The 18,650-nt window shown below is 68.8% G+C and carries 18 protein-coding genes; 7 read left to right on the top strand and 11 right to left on the bottom strand.

All coding sequences use genetic code 11. The features are described 5' to 3' along the window. The first annotated feature begins 23 nt into the window (after positions 1 to 23). Together BW949_RS06190 and BW949_RS06185 are read left to right on the top strand one after the other, a co-directional pair. Positions 24 to 689, top strand: a complete 666-nt coding sequence (locus BW949_RS06190; RefSeq protein ID WP_076364139.1) for a carbonic anhydrase — start codon at positions 24 to 26, stop codon at positions 687 to 689. A gap of 66 nt (positions 690 to 755) precedes the next feature. Beyond that, positions 756 to 1,355 carry a hypothetical protein gene (locus BW949_RS06185; RefSeq protein WP_076364137.1) on the top strand — a complete coding sequence of 200 codons (600 nt, stop codon included), beginning with the start codon at positions 756 to 758 and terminating at the stop codon, positions 1,353 to 1,355. Positions 1,356 to 1,447: 92 nt separating this feature from the next. On the opposite strand, the gene BW949_RS06180 is transcribed toward BW949_RS06185, so the two are convergent. Both BW949_RS06180 and mutY read right to left on the bottom strand, forming a co-directional pair. Continuing rightward, positions 1,448 to 2,590 carry an alkane 1-monooxygenase gene (locus BW949_RS06180; RefSeq protein ID WP_076364135.1) on the bottom strand — a complete coding sequence of 381 codons (1,143 nt, stop codon included), beginning with the start codon at positions 2,588 to 2,590 and terminating at the stop codon, positions 1,448 to 1,450. Between the two features lie 115 nt (positions 2,591 to 2,705). Continuing rightward, positions 2,706 to 3,773, bottom strand: coding sequence for an A/G-specific adenine glycosylase (gene mutY / locus BW949_RS06175; RefSeq protein ID WP_076364133.1), 1,068 nt, complete (start codon positions 3,771 to 3,773; stop codon positions 2,706 to 2,708). Positions 3,774 to 3,963: 190 nt separating this feature from the next. Between mutY and BW949_RS06170 the strand changes: the two genes are divergently transcribed. Then, positions 3,964 to 4,458, top strand: a complete 495-nt coding sequence (locus BW949_RS06170; RefSeq protein WP_235816240.1) for a DUF721 domain-containing protein — start codon at positions 3,964 to 3,966, stop codon at positions 4,456 to 4,458. Beyond that, complete coding sequence (locus tag BW949_RS06165; RefSeq protein WP_076364129.1) at positions 4,455 to 5,138, top strand: DsbA family protein; 684 nt, start codon at positions 4,455 to 4,457, stop codon at positions 5,136 to 5,138. Before BW949_RS06170 ends, BW949_RS06165 begins: the two co-directional genes overlap by 4 nt. Positions 5,139 to 5,145: 7 nt before the next feature. Here BW949_RS06165 and lpxK read toward each other — a convergent pair whose 3' ends face one another. The 3 genes from lpxK to BW949_RS06150 are packed head-to-tail and all read right to left on the bottom strand — an operon-like array spanning position 5,146 to position 7,706. Further along, positions 5,146 to 6,141: a tetraacyldisaccharide 4'-kinase gene (lpxK, locus tag BW949_RS06160; protein ID WP_076364127.1), complete on the bottom strand. Its 996-nt coding sequence runs from the start codon at positions 6,139 to 6,141 to the stop codon at positions 5,146 to 5,148. Next, positions 6,141 to 7,457, bottom strand: a complete 1,317-nt coding sequence (locus BW949_RS06155; RefSeq protein ID WP_076364125.1) for a 3-deoxy-D-manno-octulosonic acid transferase — start codon at positions 7,455 to 7,457, stop codon at positions 6,141 to 6,143. The genes lpxK and BW949_RS06155 overlap by 1 nt, the downstream gene beginning before the upstream one ends. A 3-nt stretch (positions 7,458 to 7,460) precedes the next feature. Then, on the bottom strand, positions 7,461 to 7,706 hold the full coding sequence (locus tag BW949_RS06150) for a DUF4170 domain-containing protein (RefSeq protein WP_076364123.1): 246 nt from the start codon (positions 7,704 to 7,706) through the stop codon (positions 7,461 to 7,463). A gap of 160 nt (positions 7,707 to 7,866) precedes the next feature. Here BW949_RS06150 and zapE point away from each other — a divergent pair, with 160 nt between their 5' ends. After that, complete coding sequence (gene zapE, locus BW949_RS06145) at positions 7,867 to 8,937, top strand: cell division protein ZapE (protein WP_076364121.1); 1,071 nt, start codon at positions 7,867 to 7,869, stop codon at positions 8,935 to 8,937. Positions 8,938 to 8,940: 3 nt separating this feature from the next. Here zapE and ccmE read toward each other — a convergent pair whose 3' ends face one another. From ccmE to BW949_RS06130, 3 genes are all read right to left on the bottom strand, one after another. Further along, positions 8,941 to 9,390 carry a cytochrome c maturation protein CcmE gene (ccmE, locus tag BW949_RS06140; RefSeq protein WP_076364119.1) on the bottom strand — a complete coding sequence of 150 codons (450 nt, stop codon included), beginning with the start codon at positions 9,388 to 9,390 and terminating at the stop codon, positions 8,941 to 8,943. A 39-nt stretch (positions 9,391 to 9,429) separates the two neighbouring features. Then, positions 9,430 to 10,458: an N-acetyl-gamma-glutamyl-phosphate reductase gene (gene argC, locus BW949_RS06135; RefSeq protein ID WP_076364117.1), complete on the bottom strand. Its 1,029-nt coding sequence runs from the start codon at positions 10,456 to 10,458 to the stop codon at positions 9,430 to 9,432. A 71-nt stretch (positions 10,459 to 10,529) separates the two neighbouring features. Then, positions 10,530 to 11,852: an ABC1 kinase family protein gene (locus tag BW949_RS06130; protein ID WP_076364115.1), complete on the bottom strand. Its 1,323-nt coding sequence runs from the start codon at positions 11,850 to 11,852 to the stop codon at positions 10,530 to 10,532. A gap of 178 nt (positions 11,853 to 12,030) precedes the next feature. Between BW949_RS06130 and ilvA the strand changes: the two genes are divergently transcribed. Beyond that, positions 12,031 to 13,275: a threonine ammonia-lyase IlvA gene (gene ilvA, locus BW949_RS06125; RefSeq protein WP_076364113.1), complete on the top strand. Its 1,245-nt coding sequence runs from the start codon at positions 12,031 to 12,033 to the stop codon at positions 13,273 to 13,275. 91 nt (positions 13,276 to 13,366) lie between these two features. On the opposite strand, the gene BW949_RS06120 is transcribed toward ilvA, so the two are convergent. Next, positions 13,367 to 13,711: an Hpt domain-containing protein gene (locus BW949_RS06120; protein ID WP_076364111.1), complete on the bottom strand. Its 345-nt coding sequence runs from the start codon at positions 13,709 to 13,711 to the stop codon at positions 13,367 to 13,369. Between the two features lie 159 nt (positions 13,712 to 13,870). Here BW949_RS06120 and BW949_RS06115 point away from each other — a divergent pair, with 159 nt between their 5' ends. After that, positions 13,871 to 15,145: a PP2C family protein-serine/threonine phosphatase gene (locus BW949_RS06115; RefSeq protein WP_076364109.1), complete on the top strand. Its 1,275-nt coding sequence runs from the start codon at positions 13,871 to 13,873 to the stop codon at positions 15,143 to 15,145. Between the two features lie 21 nt (positions 15,146 to 15,166). Here the strand turns inward: BW949_RS06115 and BW949_RS06110 are convergent, their stop codons facing one another. Both BW949_RS06110 and BW949_RS06105 read right to left on the bottom strand, forming a co-directional pair. Next, positions 15,167 to 16,339: an HlyD family type I secretion periplasmic adaptor subunit gene (locus BW949_RS06110; RefSeq protein ID WP_076364107.1), complete on the bottom strand. Its 1,173-nt coding sequence runs from the start codon at positions 16,337 to 16,339 to the stop codon at positions 15,167 to 15,169. Next, positions 16,336 to 18,546, bottom strand: coding sequence for an ATP-binding cassette domain-containing protein (locus BW949_RS06105; RefSeq protein WP_083947651.1), 2,211 nt, complete (start codon positions 18,544 to 18,546; stop codon positions 16,336 to 16,338). The genes BW949_RS06110 and BW949_RS06105 overlap by 4 nt, the downstream gene beginning before the upstream one ends. Positions 18,547 to 18,650: the final 104 nt, after the last annotated feature.

Below are 18,650 nucleotides of genomic sequence, written 5' to 3'. Positions count from 1 at the left end.
CATGGCCACGGAAAAGCACGACAATGCGCTCGCACGTTCGCCCGCTCCCCTCGTATCTGATCCAGCGCTATCAGGGCTGGCGCGCCACGACCTATACCGAGAACCGCGCCTGGTATCGCCGGCTCGCCCATGACGGCCAGCGCCCGCGCGCGATGGTCATCTCGTGCTGCGATTCGCGGGTGCATGTCACCTCGATCTTCGGGGCCGATCAGGGCGAATTCTTCCTGCATCGCAACATCGCCAACCTGGTGCCGCCCTATAATCCCGACGGCGACCACCACGGCACCTCGGCGGCGGTCGAATATGCCGTCACCACGCTCAAGGTGGCGCATCTGATCGTGCTGGGGCATTCGCAATGCGGCGGCGTTGCGGGGTGCCATGCGATGTGCACCGGCCATGCGCCGGAACTTCAGGCCGAGACCTCGTTCGTGGGCAAATGGCTCGATATCCTGCGGCCGGGCTATGAGCGTGTCTCGCATCTGCCCGAAGAGGAACAGCCGCTGGCACTGGAGCGCGAGGCCGTGGTGATCAGCCTCGAGAACCTGATGACCTTTCCCTTCGTCAAGGCAGCACTCGAGGCCGACGAAATGACCCTGCATGGCCTGTGGACCGACATCGGGGAAGGCGGGCTGTGGCAATACGACAGCGCGCAGGGCGGCTTCGTCGAGATCATCCCCTCGGGCAGCTGAGCGGGGGGCACAAGGGGCTGCGGGCGTCTTAACCCCGGCTTAAGCACGTTTTGCCAAGCTGGGGGCATGACCCGTTCACGCCCCGTTTCCCGGCTCCCCCTTCCCACCCGTCAGGTCGTGGCCCTGGCGCTGCCCGATGCCACGATCGCGGCGGTGAAGGCCGCCGCCCGGCGCCGCGGGATCACCCCCGCCGATCTGATCCGCGAGGTGCTGGCCTGTCATCTCGGGCCACAGGCCGATCCCTGCCCCGAACCGCTGGTGCTGCCCCTGGCCGCGCGGGTGGCGCCCCCGCCCGAGGCCCCCTCACCCAAGGCCCCCTCACCCAAGGCTACCGCCCCCGGACCGGCGCCGGACCCCGCACCTGCGGCGGCCAGCCGCGACGGCATCGACGCGGCCTTCCGCGCGGCCTTTGGCTGGCTGGATCTTCAGACGCGGCTGCGCGGGCTGGGCTATGTGCTGCGCGAGGGGGAAAGCACGCTCGAGCTGCATTCCTGGCCCCGCGGTGGCCGGCTGATGGATCTGGGCGATCTGGGGCAGGACGAGATCACGCTTTGCCTGCGCTTTCGGGCAGGCTTTCCCGGCAAGGGGCTGCCGGGCAGCACGGCCTCCGCGGTCGGTCCGCAGGCCCGCCCCGCAGGGCCCGAAACGCCCCATGCGGCGGCCTGAGCGCGCACCAACCGACGCCAAAAACGAAAAGGCCCCGCCGGCATCTCCCCGGCGGGGCCTTTCCAGTCTACCGGGCCGCCCCCGTTTCAGGCTCAGACGGAACCCTGCGGCATCGGGTGGTTGCCCTTGTTGTAGTCGTGCCAATCGGCGATCTCGGGATAGTATTTCTTGCGCCAGGCCCGCACGCGCGGGTTCATCCGACGCCGCCACAGCGGCGGGATCATCGCCAGCGTGGTCATCGCCGGATAGCCGAAGGGCAGCTGCGGGGCCTCCTCGGCGGTGTAGGTCTGAAGCAGGGGAAAGCGCCGCTCGGGCTTGTAATGGTGGTCCGAATGGCGTTGCAGGTTGATCAGCAGCCAGTTCGAGGCCATGTGGCTGGCGTTCCAGCTATGACGCGGCAGGACATGTTCGTATTTGCCATTGCCGCGATGCTCGCGCGTCAGGCCGTAATGCTCGACGTAATTGGTCAGCTCAAGCTGCCAGACCGCAATGAAGGCCTGGAACACGAACAGCCCCAGCCCGGCCCAGCCGCCCAGATTGAACGCCAGCGCCAGCATGAAGGCTTGCAGGATCGCATAGCGCCAGAAGGGGTTCTTCCAGTGGAACGGCCCCCGGCCGGCGCGCTTGAGCATCAGCACCTCGGCCTTCCAGGCGGACACCGGACACCCCTTGAGCACGCGCCAGAAGAAGCGGTGAAACCCCTCGTTGTAGCGCGCAGTGGCGGTGTCGCGCGGGGTGCCGACCCAGGGGTGGTGGACCAGCATGTGTTCGGAATGGAAGTGGCTATAGAGCACGGTCGACAGCAAAAGATCGCCCAGCCATTTCTCGAACCGGTTCCGCTGGTGGAACAATTCGTGCGAATAGACGATGCCGATCGTCCCCGAGATCACCCCCACCCCGAAGAACAGCACGATCGTCTCGAGCGTCGAGAGATGGTCGGTATGGGTCACCCACCAGATCATCGCGAAGATGGTGATGAACTGGATCGGGAACCAGATCATGGTGATCAGCCGATACCAGAACAGGTCGCTCTCGGGGGTTTCGGGGTCGGGGTTATCCTCGTTGCGGCCCAGGATCGCGTCCAGGACGGTCACGGCCACCCAGCCGTAGATCGGCAACAGGATCACCGTCCAGCCGCCCTGGGTGGCGCCCAGGATGGCCAGCGGGATCATGCCCAGCGACAGCCAGAACGGCAGCGCGCGGGCCGGTTTTCGGATTTCTTCGCGGGTCGACATCAGGGGAACCTCTCGCCTGGCGCCCCGGCGGGGCAACGCGGTGATGATAGGGCGCGACAAATGGCGCACGCAACGCGGGGGCATGCGGCAATTGGAAGCCGGGAAGGTGTTGGAATTATTCTTGAAATACCGAAGGCAGCGCGGGAAGGGCAGCCGCCCAGACCTTGCGCATCAGGGTTGGCAGGGCGCCGGGATCAAAGACATCGCGCGCGACAAAGGCGCCGCGGTCCGGCCGGGCATCGGTGCCCACCTCGGCCACCATGACCCGCAGGCGCAGGTGGAAATGGGTGAAGGTGTGGCGCACTTCGGTCGTTGCAGCGCGCCAATCGGCGGCCAGTGGCGGCGCGGTTTCCGCCCCCTGCCAGTCGCAGCCGGGAAAGCCGGTCATCCCGCCCAGAAGCCCCTTGGGCGGGCGCTGTTCCAGAAGCACCGCACCGTCACCATGGCGCAGGGCGACGAAGGCCACCCCATCGCGCACGGGTTTCTCGGGCTTGGGGGCCTTGCGCGGCAGTTCGGCCGCGATCCCGCGCGCGCGGGCCGCGCAGCCCCCCGCCAGCGGGCAGATCTCGCAGCGCGGCCCGCGCGGGGTGCAGATGGTGGCGCCCAGATCCATCATCGCCTGCGCGTGCTGACCCGCCCCTTGCGCGGGTGTCAGCCGGTCGGCCAGCGCGCGCAGCGCCGGGCGGGCGCGCGGCAGCGGCTCTTCATGTGCAAAGAGACGGGCCACCACGCGTTCGACATTCCCGTCCACCACCACCGCGCGCCGGTCAAACGCGATCGCCGCGATCGCCGCCGCGGTATAGGGGCCGATGCCGGGCAGCGCGCGCAAGCCGTCCTCGGTGTCGGGAAAGCGGCCGGCGTGTTCTTCGGCCACGCGGGCGGCACAGGCCCGCAGGTTGCGCGCCCGCGCGTAATAGCCAAGCCCCGCCCAGGCGGCCATGACATCGGCTTCGGGGGCGCGGGCCAGCGCACAGACATCGGGCCAGCTTTCGGTGAAGCGCAGGAAATAGCCGCGCACCGCGGCCACGGTCGTCTGCTGGAGCATCACCTCGGACAGCCAGACGCGATAGGGATCGGGGCGCATTCCCGCCGCCCAGTCGCGGGGCGAGATGCGCCAGGGCATCACCCGCGCCTGCCCCCGATACCAGGCGCCCAGCGCCGCGGTCATGTCCTCATCACGCATTCTTCAGGCCCGTTTTCGCCGATCCATGTCAAAGACGCTGGCCGCAGGGCCGCGCCGGCGCATATAGATAGCCGTCAGGACGGCAAAGACCATGAGCACCGAGACGGAAACGCCCCGCACAGCCTCGACCCCCCGCGCCGCACGCGTCACGGGGCGGCGTCTGCGCGGCTTCGAGGCCGCGGCGCAGCTGATGCGGGCGCGGATCCGGGGCGCGGCCGAAGCGCGGGGCTTCTCGGTGCCGCGCATCCTGACCCACTGGCCCGAGATCGTCGGCCCCGAGATCGCCGCCGCCTGCCGTCCGGTCCGGGTCAGCTATGCCCGCCAGGGGATGGGCGCCACGCTGACGCTTCTGACCACGGGCGCGCAGGCGCCGGTTCTCGAGATGCAGCGCGAGGTGATCCGCACCCGCGTCAACGCCGCCTATGGCTATAATGCCGTCTCGCGCGTGGTGCTGACGCAGACCGCGCCGACGGGTTTTGCCGAAGGTCAGGCCGTCTTTGCCGCGGCGCGCGCGCCCTCGGCCGCGGCCCCGCCCCCCCCGGACCCGGCCGTTGCGGCCCGCGCCAGCGCCGAGGCCGCCGCGGTCCGCGATCCGGGCCTGCGCGCAGCCCTAGAACGGCTGGGACAGAACATCTACGCCCGCGGGGCCAGCCCCCGCCCCGCAGAAGGAAAGGCCAAGTCATGATCGCACGCACCTCCCAAGTCCTGATCGCCGCCGCAATGGGCGCGGCCCTCCTGGCCGGTGGCGGCCTGTGGCTGGAACGCAGCAATGCCAGTTCCGGGCTGTCGCTGGCCGCCGTGGCCCAGGAAGCCGGCGCGCAGCCCGATGCCGCCGACGTCCTGCCCGACATGGTCATGGGCGAGGCCAGCGCGCCGATCACGGTGATCGAATATGCCTCGTATACCTGTTCGCATTGCGCGCGCTTCCACGACGAGGTCTTCCCCAGGCTCAAGGCCGAATACATCGACAGCGGCCAGGTGAAATTCATCCTGCGCGAGGTCTATTTCGAGAAATTCGGCCTGTGGGCCGGGATGCTGGCGCGCTGTGGGGGCGAGGACAAGTATTACCCGTTGTCGGGCATGATCTTCCACGATCAGCGCGCCTGGATCGGCGAGGGCACCGAGGCCTCGATCGCCGAGGGGCTGCGCAAGCAGGGCCGCAAGGCAGGCCTCACGCCCGAGCGGATCGAGGAATGCCTGGCCGACGCCGATCTGGCCCGCAGCCTGGTGACGACCTATCAGGCCACCGCCTCGGCCGACGAGATCGACGCCACGCCGACCTTCATCATCAACGGCGAGAAATATTCCAACATGCCCTGGACCGAGCTGAAGAAGGTCATCGACGAGAAGCTGGGCGCGCTCTGAGCGCGTCCTAGAGGCCCAGCCGCGCCAGCGCCGACACAAGCGGGGCGGGATCGCGCAGCACCATCCGCACCGGCAGCGCCAGCACCTTGGGCCGGAAGGCCGGCGGCAGGCGCGCGGCGTCCTTCTCGGTGGTGACCAGCTGCGCGCCGGTCAGCCGCGCCTCGGTCTCGAGCCGGGTCAGCAGCGCCGGCGCGAAGGGTTGGTGATCGTCGAGCGCGAGCCGCCGCACCAGCACCGCGCCCAGCCCCTCGAGCGTGTGAAAGAACTTCTCGGGGTGGCCGATCCCGGCAAAGGCCAGGACGGGCGTCCCCTCCCAGTCCATGCCGGTCTGGAGCGGCTCGAGCGCCCCCTCCAGCCGCGGCAGAGCGCCCAGATCGGCCCCCCAGCGGGCGGTGAAGGCACGCTGGGCGGCCTCGGCGCCGACGCTCAGCACCAGATCGGCGCGCGCAAGGCCCGCAGCGACAGGTTCGCGCAGCGGGCCGGCGGGGATGCACAGCCCGTTGCCGAAACCGCGCGCGGCATCCACCACGACAAGGTTCAGATCCCGTGCCAGCGCGGGGTTCTGATGCGCGTCGTCCAGGATCAGCGCCTGCGCCCCGGCGGCGATGGCCGCCTGCGCGCCCGAGGCACGGTCGCGCGCCACCCAGACCGGCGCGAAGGCCGCGATCAGAAGGGGCTCGTCGCCCACGTCCTCGGCCCGGTGGCGGCGTTCGTCCACGCGCACCGGCCCCTCGAGCCGCCCGCCATGGCCGCGGCTGACGACATGGGCGGTGATGCCGCGCGCCGTCAGCATCTGGACAAGCGCGATCACGGTGGGGGTCTTGCCGGTGCCGCCGGCGTTGATGTTGCCGACCGAGATCACCGGCACGCCGACGCGCGCGCCCTCGCGGCGCAGGCGCCGCGCCGTGGCCTGCGCATAGACCCGCCCCAGCGGCGCCAGCGCCCGCGCGCGCCAGTCGGGGCCGCGGCCGGGCAGCGGATACCAGAAGTCGGGCGCGCGCATCAGCCCGCCCCCCCGCGCGGCCGCGGCGGCACGGCATGCAGCGCGTCGACGTGATCGAGGACATCCTCGGCCACCCGCTGCGCCACCCCCGCCCCCGCGCAGCACGAGGCCCAGGCGTTATGCGCCAGAAGGGCGGCCTTGTCGGGGGCCAGAAGGTCGGTCACCGCATCGGCCAGCGCCGCCGGCCCGGCCACCAGACGCATCGCGCGCGCCGCGGCCAGACGGGCATATTGGCCGGCATAGGGGTCGACGCGCGGCCCGTGGATGATGGCCGAACCCAGCGCCGCGGCCTCGAAGGGGGCGCGGGTCGAGCCCGCGCCCCGGCCGGTGCCGCCCATCCAGCACAAGGGCGCCAAGCGATACCACAGCCCCATCTCGACCTGATCTCCCGCCACCAGAACCTGGATGTCTTCCTCGGGCTCTTCATCGCGCGCCCGGCGCGCCACCGCAAGCCCCTCGGCCGCGCAGTGATCGGCCAGCGTCTCGGCCTCGGCGGGGTCGGCCGGCACCAGGATCAGCAGCAGCCGATGCGCATGCCGCAAGCCATTGAGATGCGCGCGCAGCACCCAGTCCAGTTCGGCCGCGGGCAGCCCCGCCGCCAGCCAGACCGGCCGCGCGCGCAGCAATTCGGCCAGCGCCGCGCGCTCGGCCTCGGTGCAGGACAGGGGCTCGGGGGCGTCGGTGATGGTGCCGGGATGGGCGATCCGTTCGGGCGCGATCCCCAACGCCTGAAGCGCGCTGGCCGAGGCCGCATCGCGCAGCCAGAACCGCCCGATCCGGCCCAGAAGCGTGGCGGTCCGGCTTTGGCGCGGGCCGCGCAGCAGGCTGCCCTGGGGCACGATGGCCGGGCCCGCCGCCGTCCCCGTTACGCGGCCGGCCAATTCCCCCGCCGAGCCCGCCGGACGCCGCCTGCGCGAGGGTTTCTGCGGCAGCGAAATGCGCGCATCGGCCAGCGCCAGCGGCACGCCCGCGGCCTGGGCCTCGCCGATCAGGGTATCGGGCAGCGCATGCCCCAGCAGGACGATCAGGTCCGGGCGCCAGCGGCGCAGGAACCGCGACACCGGCCCCGCGCCCGGCACTTCGTCAAGACGTTGCAGCGTTCCGGGCGGCGGCGTCGGATCGGCCGGCGCCTCCGCCCGCCCCACCAGACACAGCGCCAGCTGGGCCTCGGGCTCGATCCGGTGGATTTGCCGGGCCAGCTCGGCCGCGGCGCCCTGGGCTCCGGGTTCGGTCGCCACCAGCCACAGCCGCGGGCTGCCCTCTCCCTCGGGCAGCGCAAGCGGGACGCTGGCGAACAGCCCGCCAAGCGGGCCCATGGCTCAGCCGCCCAGTTCCTCGGTCGAGGAGGCGGGTTGCTCCTCGTCACGCAGCCGGTGCAGGTGGGCAATGAAATAACGGGTGTGGGCGTTGTCCACGGTGCGCTGGGCCTCGGCCTTCCAGGCGGAATAGGCGCTGGCGTAATCGGGGAAGATGCCGACGATGTGGATGTCGTCGGTATTCTTGAACTCGGTGCGCGAAGGGTCGATCAGATCGCCCCCGAAAACCAGATGCAGACGCTGTTTCATTCTGTGCTGTCCCTGACATGGCTGACGGGTGCGACCCTATGTCATGGGCGCGACCCGCTCAAGGGCCGGTAGCGGCACCATGGCCACGCAACCGCAAATGGCGCCGCGGCGCGGCATTTTGGCTTTCCACGCGCCCCGCCTTCGGGGTATGCGCCAGCCCATGAGTCGCAGGGTCACCGATATGTACGAGGCGCAGGTCCGCGCCGGTCTGCTGAAGGCCGACCCCGGCCAGCGCAGCGCGCTTGCGCATCTGGCGCGCCTTCAGGAGGCGCTGGAGGCGCCGCCGCCCAAACGCGGGCTGTTCTCGCGCAAGAAGGTCGAGGCCCCGCGCGGACTTTATCTGTGGGGCGGCGTCGGGCGCGGCAAGTCCATGCTGATGGATCTCTTTGCCAAGGCGGTCGAGGCGCCGGTCGAGCGGGTGCATTTCCACGCCTTCATGCAAGACGTCCAGAAGCGCCTGGCCGAGGTGCGCAAGTCCGGCGTGCAGGACGCGATCCTGCCGGTGGCGCAGGCCGTGGCCGAACGCGCGCGGGTGCTGTGTCTCGACGAGATGCAGATCACCGACATCGCCGATGCGATGATCGTGGGGCGGCTCTTCGAATGCATCACCGATCTGGGGGTGACGGTGGTCACCACCTCGAACCGGGTGCCCGAGGATCTCTACAAGAACGGGCTGAACCGGCAGTTGTTCCTGCCCTTCATCGCGCTCTTGCGCGCGCGGATGGAGGTGCATGCGATCGCCTCGCCCACCGATTACCGGCAGGGGCGCGCGGGCGGTCTTCAGGTCTATTTCACCCCCGCCGATGCCACCGCCGCCAAGGGCCTTGCGCAGCGCTGGGCGGAACTGACCGAAGGGACGGCGCCCACGCCGCTGCGGCTGGACGTGTCGGGGCGCGAACTGGTGTTCGACCGGCATGCCGCGGGCGTGGTGCGCGCCGATTTCTGGGAACTTTGCGGCCGGCCGCTGGGACCGGGGGATTTCCTCGCGCTGGCGGGGGCGGTGCGGGTGCTGATCCTCGAGGGCATCCCGATCCTGTCGGCGGCCAACTTCAACGAGGCCAAGCGCTTCGTCACCTTGATCGACGCGCTTTACGAAGCGCGGGTGCGCCTGATCGCCTCGGCCGCCGATATCCCCGAACGTCTCTACATCGAGGGCACCGGCACCTTCGAATTCGAGCGCACCGCCAGCCGCCTGCGCGAGATGCAATCGGACGACTGGGCGCGGGACTAGGGGTCAGCTCCCGGCCGGGGGTTCCTTGTAGAGACCCTGCTCCTTGAGCGAATCGATGACCTCGCGCGGCATGTAATCCTCGTCGTGCTTGGCCAGGATCTCCGAGGCGATGAAGGTGCCGTCAACCAGCTTGCCGGTGCCGATCATGCCCTGATTCTCGCCGAAGAGATCGGGCAACACGCCGGTAAAGCGCACCGGGACCGTGGCGCCGCCATCGGTGACGCGGAAGGACACCGTCTCGCCCTGCCCGCGCACGAGGCTGCCTTGCTCGACCAGACCGCCGATGCGGAAGGTCTCGGTGGGCGGCGGCGGCTCGGCGGCGATCTCGCTGGGCGAGCGGTAGAAATTGATGCCGTCGCCCATCGCATAGAAGATCAGGGCAAAGGACAGCACAAGCGCCACCGTGGTGATCAACAGCACCTGCACCCGGCGCGTCTTCTTTAGGCTTTTCATGGCGGTTCCCCTCTCCTCCTCCTCCTCGTCGTCGTCAGCCTACGGGAAGACCGGCGCGCCCATCAGGCCCGTGGTCTCGTCCAGCCCCAGCATCAGGTTGGCGTTCTGCATCGCCTGGCCCGACGACCCCTTGGTCAGGTTGTCGAGCGCCACCATCACCACCGCGCGCCCCGCAATGCGGTCGCCGGTCACGCCGACATGCACGAAGTTCGATCCCCCCACCGCGCGGGTCGACGGCAGCCCGCCCAGCGGCAGGACATGGAGGAAGGGCTCGTCGGCATAGGCCGTGGCCAGTGTCGCATGCACCTCCTCGGGGGTGCCGCGGACATAGACGGTGACCAGGATGCCGCGGTTGAAGGGCATCAGATGGGGGGTGAACTGCACCCGCACCGGACGGCCCGCGATCAGGCTGAATTCCTGATCGAATTCGCCCAGGTGGCGGTGGGTGCCGCCGGCCGAATAGGGATGGGTTCCGCCCGACAATTCGGCGTGGAGCAGGTTTTCCTTGAGCGACCGTCCCGCCCCCGACACGCCCGCCTTGAGGTCGATGATGATCTCGTCAAGGTCGATCACCCCGGCCGCGATCAGCGGGCGCAGCGCATATTGGCCGGCCGCGGCATTGCAGCCCGTGCCCGCCACCAGCCGCGCGGTGCGGATCTCGTCGCGGTAGAATTCGGTCAGGCCATAGACGGCCTCGGCCTGGAGATCGGGTGCCGAATGCGGCTTGCCATACCATTTCTCGTATTCGGCCGGATCGCGCAGCCGGAAATCGGCGGACAGGTCCACCACCTTCTGGTCACGCGGAAGCGCCGCGATCACCGCCTGGCTGGTGGCATGGGGCAGCGCGCAGAAGGCCAGGTCGATGCCGGAGAAATCCACCTCCTCGATCCGGGTCAGCACCGGCAGGTCGAGATGGCGCAGGAACGGAAAGACATCGCCCATCGCCATGCCCGCCTTGCGGTCCCCCGTCAGCGCCGCGATGCGCATGTGGGGATGCGTGGCGATCAGCCGGACCAGTTCGGCGCCGGTATAGCCCGAGGCCCCGAGGATGGCGATGGAATGGGTCATGGGATGCGTCCTCCTGCGGTCGGAGATGGGATGCCCCAGCGCTGCCCGACGTGCAACGGTTTTCCGCGCGTTCAGAGATGCGCCTCCATCGCCGCACGCACATCCACCCGCGCCTTGAGCCGGCTGGCCAGCATGTAGACGCCGCCGAACTTGCGTTGCAGGAACAGCGTATCCATCGGCGGAATATGGAAGAATTCGCGCTCGGCGCCCAGCGCCATGCCCATGTCGCGCATCTCCATCGCCACATCCGAATTCGAGAAGTCATAGACGCCGCCGTTGCGGATGGGCTCCATCGACAGCGCGAACATGTCGAGCACCCCGTTCTGGTAGCGCTCGGGCGTGGTCTCGGTGAAGAAGCCGATGTCGAGACAGGCCGCCCGCACCGCCGCACGGTCGCCGTCGAGCCCCGCGCGCATCAGGCGGCGGAATTGTTCGGTCATCTCCTCGGGGAATTCGCGCGTGGCGCCGAAGTCCAGCAACACGACCCGCTGGCTGGTGGTGTCATACAGGTAATTGGCGAAGTTCGGGTCGGTCTGCATCATGCGGAACTCGAACAATTCGCGGAAGAGAAGTTCGATCAACAGGCGCATCACGCGGTCGCGCACCTCCTGATCGGCCGAGACCAGGCTTTCGATCGGCACGCCCGACACATGGTCCATGGCCAGCACCGACGCCGTGGACAGATCTTCATGCAGGCGCGGCACGACAAAGGCCGTCTCGCCCTCCAGAAGCGCACCGAACCGGGCCAGGCATTGCCCCTCGCGGGTATAATCGGCCTCCTCGTGGAGCTGGCGCTTGGCCTCGGCCAGCATCGGCACCACGTCGATGTCCTTGGGCATGATGCCCGACATCTTGAGCAGGCTGGCCACGTTGTTCACGTCGCTGTCGATGGAATGACGCACGCCCGGATACTGGATCTTGATCGCCAGATCGCGGCCATCACGGGTGCGCGCGCGGTGCACCTGCCCGATCGAGGCGGCGGCGATGGGCGTGAACGGGAAGCTTTCGAACCGCTCCATCCAGTTCTTGCCCCATTGCAGCGTCAGGACGGCACGCAGCTGCTTTTCGGGCATGTAATGGGCCTCGGCGCGCAGATGGCCCAGGATCTCGGACAGCTCGGGCGGCAACATCTCGCCGGCATCCATCGACATCAGCTGGCCGATCTTCATCGCCGCGCCGCGCAGATGCGCCAGCTGGCGGGTGACGCGCATCGCATTGGCCGGGGTCAGCAGCAGATCCGAGGCCCGCGGCTTCTCGCCCCGCGCCAGATGCCGCGCCCCGTCGACCAGCATGCCGCCGGCGATCCCCGTGGCCATGGTCCCGAACCGCGCCAGCCGCGAGATCCGCCCCGAGGGCACGGCAAGGCCGCGGGCTTCGAACTTGCGATGGGTCATTGGGGCCTCCGGTGAAGGTGAATTTCATATGCATGTTTTTGCACATTACGGCGCACATAGGCAGGCCAGGCCCGTCCGACAATGGCTGACGGCAAAAATGACGCCCTCGTGATCGCACGCAGACGCGCGGGCGCGGCCCCCACTGGACGGCGCGGCCCGGCGCGACTACTCCATCGGCATGAGTGATTTCGCCCAATCCGCCCTGGCCGCCACCCGTGCGCTGCGCACGCTGTTCGAGCCCACGCCGCTTCAGCGCAACGACCACCTGTCCGCCCGCTACGGCGCCGACATCTGGCTCAAGCGCGAAGACCTGACGCCCGTGCGCAGCTACAAGCTGCGCGGCGCCTTCACCGCCATGCGCCGCCTGCGCGAAGACCCCGCGCGCGACCATTTCGTCTGCGCCAGCGCCGGCAACCATGCCCAGGGCGTGGCCTATGCCTGCCGCCACTTCGGGGTCCGGGGCACGATCTTCATGCCCGTCACCACGCCGCAACAGAAGATCGACAAGACCCGCACCTTCGGCCAGGGCGCGGTCGAGATCGTGCTGACGGGGGATTACTTTGACCAGACGCTGGCCGCGGCCCAGGGCTTCTGCGCCGAGGCGGGCGCGGATTTCCTGGCCCCCTTCGACGACCCGCATGTGATCGAGGGTCAGGCCTCGGTCGGGGTGGAGATGTTCGTGCAGCTGGGCCGCGCGCCCGATCTGGTGATCCTGCCGGTGGGCGGGGGCGGGCTGGCCGCGGGCGTGACCGGCTATCTGCGCGAGGTGGCGCCGAGCGTCGCCTATCGCTTCGTCGAACCCGCGGGCGGGGCCAGCCTGGCGGCCGCATTGCACGCCGGCGGCCCCGTCACCCTGCCCCGCGTCAACAGCTTCGTGGATGGCGCGGCGGTGGCGCGGATCGGCGCGCTTCCCTTCGAGCGGCTGTCCTGGGCGCACCCCGATCAGGTGCTGGCCGCCCCCGAGGACCGCATCTGCATCACCATGCTCGAGATGCTCAACGTCGAGGGGATCGTTCTCGAACCGGCCGGGGCGTTGTCGGTGGACGTGCTGCCCGAACTGGCCGACGAGATCCGCGGCAAGACCGTGGTCTGTGTCACCTCGGGGGGGAATTTCGACTTCGAGCGCCTGCCCGAGGTCAAGGAACGCGCCCAGAAATTCGCCGGGCTGAAGAAATATTTCATCCTGCGCCTGCCGCAGCGGCCAGGCGCGCTGCGCGACTTCCTGAACCTGCTGGGCCCCGACGACGATATCGCGCGGTTCGAATATCTGAAGAAATCGGCGCGGAACTTCGGGTCGGTCCTGATCGGGATCGAAACCCGCGATGCGGCGAATTTCGACCGGATCCGCGCGGGGCTCGAGGCGTCGGGGATGACCTGGCGCGACATCACCGAGGACGAGGCCCTGGCCGAATTCCTGATCTGAAAACTGTCTCGAATGCGCGCTATTTCGCGGGCTGCGCCCCTCCGGCTTTGGCCGGAAGGGCGCAAGACGTGACGGAACGTGGCCGTGAAAATCAGGCCGCGGCGATCCCGGAGCGGTCGCAGAATTCGTGGACCCGCGCCATGAAATCGGTCTTGGAGGCGCCATAGCAGGCCACCACCGCGTGCACATCCACCGCGGCCATGTCACCGGCCGCGGCCTGACGCTCGCCCTCCTGGCAGAGCCGGCCAAAGGCGGCAAAGCCCAGATTCCACGCGCTTCCCTTCAGAAAATGCAGATCTTCTTCCAGCGTTGCCATCTCGTGGCCCAGACGCATCACGACGCCCTCGACCTCGTCGAGGAACAATTCGATCACCTCTCCGAAACCTTCTTCGCCGATCTCTGAACGCAATTCGGCGACACGATCCCAATCGATCATTTCTCTCTCCACCGTATTTTCACCTCACCGCGGTCGACACTATCCGCCAATGCTTGCCGAAGACTTAAATCATCCACGGACCAGCATTATTCACCCGGCGTTAACCGCGGCGGCGCTAGAGATGGGGCGTAACCAGGTCTGAAAGTCGGTGCGCTGCCCGTGCCCAATGTTCTCAACTGCCCTGACCACCATGTTCCGGCCGCGACCCGGCGCAAGGTTCTGGTGGTCGACGACAGTCGCATGCAGCGCCGCATCCTTGCGGCGCAACTCGCGCAAGCGGGCTATCGGGTGCTGGAAGCCGGCACCGGCGAGGAGGCGCTGTCCATCTGCGCCGCCGAGGAACCCGACATGGTCCTGTCGGATTGGGTCATGCCCGGCATGTCGGGGCTGGACTTGTGCCGCGCCTTCCGCGCGATGGACCGCAAGGGGTATGGCTATTTCGTCCTGCTGACCTCGAAGACCGAAAAGGGCGAGGTGGCCACCGGTCTTGAAAGCGGCGCCGACGATTTCCTGGCCAAGCCCGTGCGCGGCGACGAATTGCGCGCGCGCCTGGCCGCGGGCGAACGCATCCTGCGCATGGAGCGCGATCTTCAGGAAAAGAACCGCCTGCTGACCGACACCTTGCGCGAATTGCAAGATCTCTATGGCTCGGTCGAGCGCGACCTTCAGGAGGCCCGCAAGCTTCAGCAGAGCCTGGTGAAGGAACGCCATCGCAGCTTCGGCAGTGCCGAGGTGTCGCTTCTGCTGCGGCCCTCGGGGCATGTCGGCGGCGATCTGGTCGGCTTCTTCCCGATCAATGCGCGCCGCGTCGGGCTTTACGCCATCGACGTATCGGGCCACGGCATCACCTCGGCGCTGATGACGGCGCGGCTGGCGGGCTATCTGTCGGGCACCTCGCCGCAGCAGAACATCGCCCTGATCCAGTCGGAATACGGCATCTACGACGCCCGCACCCCCGCGACGCTGGCCGCCTACATGAACGCGGTCGTGCTCGAGGAAATGAAGACCGACAGTTACTTCACCCTGGTCTATGCCGATGTGGACCTGTTCACGGGCCGCGCGGTGATGGTGCAGGCGGGCCATCCGCATCCGGTCGTGCAGCGCGCCGACGGCCGGGTGGAATTCCTGGGCTCGGGCGGGCTGCCGGTGGGGCTGATCGAAGGGGCCCGCTTCGACAGTTTCGAAACCGTCCTGGCGCCTGGCGACCGGCTGTTCATGATGTCCGATGGCGTGACCGAAGCCGCAGATATCGACGGCAACCTGCTGGGCGAAGACGGGCTGTGCGCGCTCATGCACCGCAACGCCGGACTGCGCGGCGAGACCTTCCTCGAGGCCTTGATGTGGGATCTGGCCACCTATTCGGTGGGCGAGATGAACGACGACGTGTCGGGCGTGCTGTTCGAATTCAACGGCGCCAAGCAGAACGCCGACTGACCGCCCGGGCCCGCCCCGCGGTCACGGTTCGCGCAAAGCCTCGCGCGATTTGTAGAGCGGCTTGAGCAGATATTGCAGGATAGTCTTGCGGCCTGTCTCCAGCTCGACCGTCGCCTGCATGCCGGGCCGGATTTCCAGATTGCGCTGACGCTCCTCGAGATGCGTCAGATCCACCCGCACCGTCACCTTGTAATGCGGGTCGCCATCGGGCTTGCGCTCGTCCTTGAAGGTGTCGGCCGAAATCACCGTCACCTCGCCGCGCAGGGCGCCATAGATGGTGTAATCATAGGCCGACAGCTTGATGTTGGCGGGCTGGCCGGGGCGGACATTGGCAATGTCCTCGGGGCGGATGCGCGCCTCGAGGAACAATTCCTCGTCCAGCGGGATGATCTGCATGATCTCCTCGCCGGGGCGGACCACGCCGCCGATCGTCGTGACCGACAGCTTGTTGACGATCCCCCGCATGGGCGAGGTCAGCACCGTCCGGTCGAGCTGATCCTCCGAGGTCTTGAGCGCCTGGCGCAGCGACCCCAGCTCCTTGAGCAGGTCGGAATATTCGCGCGCGCGCTCCAGCTCGGCATTGGTGGTGATCTCGTCATAGCTGGCTTCGGCGTCGCGGGTTGCCTTGCGCGCCCGCGTCACCTCGATCAGCGGCGCGATCTCCTTGGCCAGCATGTCCTCGAGAAGCTTCAGCTCGGCCTGCGCCTGCGCCAGCACCTTTCGCGCGCCATCGCGCCGGGCGCGGAAATCGGCCAGGCGCGCGCGCAACAGCTCCTTTTCGCTGGCCACGATATCGGGCACCAGCCGGGCCTCGATCTCGGGCACGGTGAAATCGTCGGCGCCGGCCATCTCGGCCTCGAGCCGCAGCCGGCGAATGTCCAGCGTGGCGATCTGCGCCTCGAGATCGTCGACCTCGCTCTGGTAGCGGGTGCCGTGCAGCCGCGCCAGCACCGAGCCCGGATCGACCACATCGCCTTCCGAGACATAGAGCGCGGCCAGGATGCCGCCTTCCAGGTTCTGGATGATCTGCGGCTTCGAGGAAGACACCACCTCGCCCGGCCCGCGCACGATCTGGTCCACCCAGGCCAGCGACGACCAGATCAGGAAGATCAGCACCGTGGCCGCAATGGCCCAGATGGTCATCGACAACCGCCGCGGGCGGGCGTCCAATGCGCGCGGATCGACCGTGCTCATTGCGCCGCCGCCGAAGGGGCCGGCGCGGCCGAGGGCGCGCGCGGGCGCGACAGATGCGCCAGAACCGCCTCGCGCGGGCCATCCACCGCCACCCGCCCGGCCTGAAGGATCAGCGTGCGCGAGGTCAGCGACAGGATCGGCACGCGGTGCGTGGCGATCACCGCCGTGCGGCCCTTGAGCCAGTCATCCAGCCGCGAGACCAGCGTGGTCTCGAGCGTGGTATCCAGCGCCGCGGTCGGCTCGTCGAGGATCACGACCGACGGGTCCTGCAACCACAGCCGCGCCCAGCCGATCGACTGGCGCTGCCCGACCGACAGGCCCTCGCCGCCGTCGCGGATCTCGAGGTCGAGCCCGCGCGGATGGTTGCGCAGGAACGGCCCCAGCCCGGCGAAGTCGATCGCCGCGAACAGCCGCCGGTCGTCGCGCTCGAGCTGGGTCAGGTCGAGGTTGTCGCGCAGGGAGCCCGAGAACAGCCGCACGTCCTGGCCCAGATAGCCCACCGACCGGCGCAGGTCGCGCGGGTGCAGCTGGCCCATGTCTACCCCGTCCAGAAGCACGCGCCCGGCCTCGGGTTCATAGATCCCCGCCAGAAGCTTGAGCAGCGTGGACTTGCCCGACCCGTTCGCCCCCAGAACCGCGACGCGCTGGCCGGCGGGAATGGCAATGCCCGGAATGTCCAGCGTGGCCGCGGCCTCGGGGTCATATCGGAATTCGATGTTGCGCAGCTCGTAGCTGCCGCCGATGCGTTCGGCGCGCAGATAGCGGCGGTCCTCGTCGTGGACCTGATCGGCCGCGGCAATGGCGTCCAGCCCGTCGAGGGCCGCGCGCACATTGGTCCAGCGCGCCAGCGTCGCCGAAAGCTGGGTCAGCGGCGCCAGCGTCCGCGAGGTCAGGATGCCGATGGCGATGATCGAGCCCACGGTGAATTCACCGGCAAAGACCTTGTAGGCGCCCACCACCACGGCCACGATATAGGTGGCCTGCTGCACCGCCTGCGCCCAGTTGGTCAGGATCGCGGCCAGCTTGCGCTGTTCGGAGGATTTCGCCGCCGACAGCGTGGTCAGCTCCTCCCAGATGCGGCGGACGCGCTCCTGCCCGCGCTGGGTGGCAAGGGTCTCGTGTTCATAGATCGCCTCGTGCAGAAGGCGGCTGGCGCGGGCCTGTGCGCCCTGGGTGGATTGCGTCAGCGCGACCATGCGCTTCTGGAACAGGAAGCCCGGCACCACCATCAGCACCGCCCCCGCCGCCAGCACCCACACGAGGTTGCCGCCGATCGAGGCCACCAGCGCCAGGAAGACGAAGATGAAGGGAATGTCGGCCAGCGTGCCGATGGTCGAGGCGGTGAAGAATTCGCGCACCGATCCGAATTCGCGCATCGCCGAGAACAGCTGCGAGGGCGCGCGCTGGCCAGGTGCCGCCTTCATGCCCAGCAGCCGGTCCATCAGCAGCGTCTGCACGTTCAGCTCGATCCGCCGCCCGGCCAGGTCCATAAGCCCCGAGCGCGCCAGCTTCAGCGCCATTTCCAGCGCGATCGCCAGGAACGCGCCCAGCGCCAGCACCCACAACGTGGCCTCGGATTGATGCGGGATCACCCGGTCGTAGACCTGAAGCGAGAACAGCGCGACCGCCACCGCCAGCACATTGGCCACAAGCGAGCCCGCCGCCACCTCGACGAAGGCGCGGCGCTGGGCGCGAAAGGCGCCCCAGAACCAATGCTCGCGCGTCTCGGACAGACGGTGGCGTTCCTCGATCTGGCGCAGGGTGGAATGGGCGCGCACGATCCGGCCCGAGAAATAGGCCTCGAATTCGGGGATCGGCACCTCGGTGGTGTTGTCGGGGCAGGACCGGTCGTGGATGAAGACGCTCTCGCGGTCCTGGCGCAGGACCAGCACCATCTGCCCCGAGGTCATCACCGCCAGCGCCGGCCAATGGCCGGGCGCGGGGCGGCCCACGTCCTCGATCTCGGTGCTCATGCCGGCCACGCGCAGGATGGCGGCGACATGTTCGGGGCGCACCTCGCCCGCGGCACCACCGCCGGTCAGCGCCGCGGCCTCGCCCACCGCGCGCAGCATCTGTTCCAGAATGTCGGTTGCGGGCAGTTCGGCGCCCAGGACCGCGGCATAGGCCGAGGCCAGCTCGGCGCGCGCCCGTGCCCGGCCGGGATCGGCCGGCCGCGGGGCGTCCCCCGCGCGGGCGGGGCGGGACATGGGGCGACCGCCCGCCGCCCCGCTGACCTGGGCGGCGTTTATATCGAACGCAATGATGCGGTCGGTCGACAACGCCCCTCCACGATACACTCGATCCGCCTTCC

The sequence above is a fragment of the Phaeovulum vinaykumarii genome, assembly GCF_900156695.1.
Lineage (GTDB): Bacteria > Pseudomonadota > Alphaproteobacteria > Rhodobacterales > Rhodobacteraceae > Bieblia_A > Bieblia_A vinaykumarii.
Note: the sequence above shows the minus strand (reverse complement) of the source record. Positions and strands in the feature narration are given on the sequence as shown.

Excerpts from the sequence above, each read along its gene's own strand:
- BW949_RS06110 (WP_076364107.1), bottom strand. The coding sequence starts at position 16,339 with ATGAGCACGGTCGATCCGCGCGCATTGGACGCCCGCCCGCGGCGGTTG.
- BW949_RS06105 (WP_083947651.1), bottom strand. The coding sequence starts at position 18,546 with ATGTCCCGCCCCGCCCGCGCGGGGGACGCCCCGCGGCCGGCCGATCCC.
- ilvA (WP_076364113.1), top strand. The coding sequence starts at position 12,031 with ATGAGTGATTTCGCCCAATCCGCCCTGGCCGCCACCCGTGCGCTGCGC.
- BW949_RS06165 (WP_076364129.1), top strand. The coding sequence starts at position 4,455 with ATGATCGCACGCACCTCCCAAGTCCTGATCGCCGCCGCAATGGGCGCG.
- BW949_RS06130 (WP_076364115.1), bottom strand. The coding sequence starts at position 11,852 with ATGACCCATCGCAAGTTCGAAGCCCGCGGCCTTGCCGTGCCCTCGGGG.
- lpxK (WP_076364127.1), bottom strand. The coding sequence starts at position 6,141 with ATGCGCGCGCCCGACTTCTGGTATCCGCTGCCCGGCCGCGGCCCCGAC.
- BW949_RS06155 (WP_076364125.1), bottom strand. The coding sequence starts at position 7,457 with ATGGGCCCGCTTGGCGGGCTGTTCGCCAGCGTCCCGCTTGCGCTGCCC.
- zapE (WP_076364121.1), top strand. The coding sequence starts at position 7,867 with ATGAGTCGCAGGGTCACCGATATGTACGAGGCGCAGGTCCGCGCCGGT.
- mutY (WP_076364133.1), bottom strand. The coding sequence starts at position 3,773 with ATGCGTGATGAGGACATGACCGCGGCGCTGGGCGCCTGGTATCGGGGG.
- BW949_RS06120 (WP_076364111.1), bottom strand. The coding sequence starts at position 13,711 with ATGATCGATTGGGATCGTGTCGCCGAATTGCGTTCAGAGATCGGCGAA.
- BW949_RS06185 (WP_076364137.1), top strand. The coding sequence starts at position 756 with ATGACCCGTTCACGCCCCGTTTCCCGGCTCCCCCTTCCCACCCGTCAG.
- BW949_RS06180 (WP_076364135.1), bottom strand. The coding sequence starts at position 2,590 with ATGTCGACCCGCGAAGAAATCCGAAAACCGGCCCGCGCGCTGCCGTTC.
- BW949_RS06150 (WP_076364123.1), bottom strand. The coding sequence starts at position 7,706 with ATGAAACAGCGTCTGCATCTGGTTTTCGGGGGCGATCTGATCGACCCT.
- argC (WP_076364117.1), bottom strand. The coding sequence starts at position 10,458 with ATGACCCATTCCATCGCCATCCTCGGGGCCTCGGGCTATACCGGCGCC.
- BW949_RS06170 (WP_235816240.1), top strand. The coding sequence starts at position 3,964 with ATGCGGGCGCGGATCCGGGGCGCGGCCGAAGCGCGGGGCTTCTCGGTG.
- ccmE (WP_076364119.1), bottom strand. The coding sequence starts at position 9,390 with ATGAAAAGCCTAAAGAAGACGCGCCGGGTGCAGGTGCTGTTGATCACC.
- BW949_RS06190 (WP_076364139.1), top strand. The coding sequence starts at position 24 with ATGCGCTCGCACGTTCGCCCGCTCCCCTCGTATCTGATCCAGCGCTAT.